The organism is Anaerostipes butyraticus (assembly GCF_016586355.1).
In the GTDB taxonomy this organism is placed as follows: Bacteria; Bacillota; Clostridia; order Lachnospirales; family Lachnospiraceae; genus Anaerostipes; species Anaerostipes butyraticus.
This window is the reverse complement of sequence record NZ_BLYI01000052.1, coordinates 1-2,050: the sequence shown is the minus strand read 5'-3', so window position 1 is coordinate 2,050 and position 2,050 is coordinate 1. Positions and strand designations below refer to the sequence as shown.

Here is a 2,050-nt window from a genome sequence, read left to right as displayed (position 1 = left end):
TTGCTACCACTGCTCCTGTAATAGCATTGTATGTATCAATTACCGTGCTTGCCATTTTTTTCATGCCCTCACTTTCCTTTCTATTCTCTTTTTTAATTCATTACATAAAAAATAAGACCCTTAGGTCTTGCTCTAATCTCCATTTCCGCCACCTCTTTTGAAATCACACGGCAGGTCAAACATTGGATAGATTTTCTTCTTTTTGGGCAGCACCAACTCCCAAGGATAATCATGCGGATAATCTCCACCCTGATCGATATCCACTTCTATCACTACCGTTTGATTCGTGGTTGTCGGATTCGGAGATACTCGTACATCCCAAAATTTGATCACGCTCTCACCCCAAATTCTACTCTCTTTTTGAAGGTGTACTCTCCGATCGTGAAGGTGATCTGCAGTTTATACCTTCCGTGCGTCTTTGGTTCCAGTGTCATGGACAGATATGTACTTTCATCTTCTTCCGTAATCGTACAATTCCCTTCCGCTTCCACTCCGCTCTCGTTGCTCAATTCGTAACTTGCTGATAGCACATGGAATGAGTCTCCGCTCGTTGAATGTACTAAAAACTTTACTAGGAACACCTCTCCCAAAATCTTATCTTTCATAGTCGCCCTCCTAAATTCAGGGTACACTCCGGATACATTGGTTCCAGCCAGTAGCCCGGAGACACATTCTGTAGGTCATATTCTGTGTTGACATCAATCATGCTGTATGCGCCTGAAATGTCTTCCAGCTTATATACCGGATCCTGATCGACCAGGACATAATCCTGCAGCGGCATCAGGTGCACACACAAATTCGTCAAATCGATCGTGACCAAATACTTACATATAAAAGCAATATTCCCCGCATCATCTTCTGCTGTCAGCTCCACTACGTACTCTCCGTCCAGATTGGAAGGAACCTCAGCAGAAAATACAGAGGTCCTCCCTTCCTGGCGTACCAGTTCAAAAGCTACTGGCTGGCCTTCTATCTTGCCTGTCAGCTTCATTAGTCTGTTACCGTAATCGTAAATACGATTGTCTCGCCGGTATTGGCCGGATTTTCGGAAATCTCAATCGCAGAGATAACAGGAGCTTTGGTGTCCAGAGTTACCGTTCTTGTAATAGATGTTTCGATTCCCGTTTCTGACGTTGCCGCGGAGATAATGGTATTTTCTCCTTCGCTCAGCGTCAGTGTTCCGGTCGCTGTGCCTCCAGACAGGTTAACCGTCTGAGGAACGCCGTTTACTTTTACTGTCAGACTCTCACCATTTGTTGTTGCGCTGTAAGCTACGGTCGGCTGATTTGTCACAAGATCTTCGGCCGGGCTTGTCACAGATAATGTAGGAGCTGCGGCATAAACCTCAAAGGTTACAGATTTTGGAGTCGCTGCATTACCATCATTATCACTTGCATTGACTGTCGCTGTATACTCATCATCTGGAAGGTCTGTATCTGGTGTGTATTCATATTTATATCCACTAGAAACTTCCTGCCTGGTAAAGTTGGATGTCGTATATTCCTGCCCGTTAAAGTTCAGCTTTACGGTAGACTCATCGACGCCAGAATCATTATCTGTTATTGTAAATGCTATTGTTGGCCGCTTCTGTGCCGTCTTCGTTCCAGCTGTCGGGCTGGTGATGTTAATCGTTGGTGCAACCGTTTCTTTTACTACCAGTTTTAAAAGATTTCCTAATGTCTGATCGTTGGTATCCACCGTTTTGACATTTCCAGCTTCATCTTCTGCTTTAACCACAATCGGATAATAATGCCCTTCCTGGTTATAGCTCGATGTATTTGGTGTGACAACTGATACTTTCCATGTATTTCCGCTCTCTTTGGTACAAGTATAATCCTGTCCAAAAGCGGTTATTGTTACTTTTTTTAGCATGTTTTACCTCCATTTTTAATAATCTATGTGTTAAATAAAGATTTAATCGATACAGATTGGATTTATCCTACAATTTCTGGTGGATTTGTGGAATACGCAAGCGGATGGAAGCCACGTTATCGAAAAATAGGAAAATTGGTAGAGATATGCGGAGCGGTAAAGCCGACAAAAAATACTT

At 43.2% G+C, this 2,050-nt stretch carries 4 protein-coding genes; all 4 read right to left on the bottom strand.

Going from position 1 to position 2,050, the window contains the following annotated elements; translation table 11 throughout:
* Window positions 1–132 precede the first annotated feature (132 nt).
* The 4 genes from JMF81_RS12735 to JMF81_RS12720 are packed head-to-tail and all read right to left on the bottom strand — an operon-like array spanning window position 133 to window position 1,872.
* Window positions 133–333 carry a hypothetical protein gene (locus tag JMF81_RS12735; RefSeq protein WP_201311820.1) on the bottom strand — a complete coding sequence of 67 codons (201 nt, stop codon included), beginning with the start codon at window positions 331–333 and terminating at the stop codon, window positions 133–135.
* Complete coding sequence (locus JMF81_RS12730) at window positions 330–605, bottom strand: hypothetical protein (protein WP_201311819.1); 276 nt, start codon at window positions 603–605, stop codon at window positions 330–332. The genes JMF81_RS12735 and JMF81_RS12730 overlap by 4 nt, the downstream gene beginning before the upstream one ends.
* Window positions 602–991, bottom strand: coding sequence for a PF13754 domain-containing protein (locus JMF81_RS12725; protein ID WP_201311818.1), 390 nt, complete (start codon window positions 989–991; stop codon window positions 602–604). The genes JMF81_RS12730 and JMF81_RS12725 overlap by 4 nt, the downstream gene beginning before the upstream one ends.
* Window positions 991–1,872: an Ig-like domain-containing protein gene (locus tag JMF81_RS12720; protein ID WP_201311817.1), complete on the bottom strand. Its 882-nt coding sequence runs from the start codon at window positions 1,870–1,872 to the stop codon at window positions 991–993. Before JMF81_RS12720 ends, JMF81_RS12725 begins: the two co-directional genes overlap by 1 nt.
* Window positions 1,873–2,050: the final 178 nt, after the last annotated feature.

What these genes read in the sequence shown, in the direction of transcription:
- JMF81_RS12730 (WP_201311819.1), bottom strand. Translation starts at nt 605, where the DNA reads ATGAAAGATAAGATTTTGGGAGAGGTGTTCCTAGTAAAGTTTTTAGTA.
- JMF81_RS12725 (WP_201311818.1), bottom strand. Translation starts at nt 991, where the DNA reads ATGAAGCTGACAGGCAAGATAGAAGGCCAGCCAGTAGCTTTTGAACTG.
- JMF81_RS12720 (WP_201311817.1), bottom strand. Translation starts at nt 1,872, where the DNA reads ATGCTAAAAAAAGTAACAATAACCGCTTTTGGACAGGATTATACTTGT.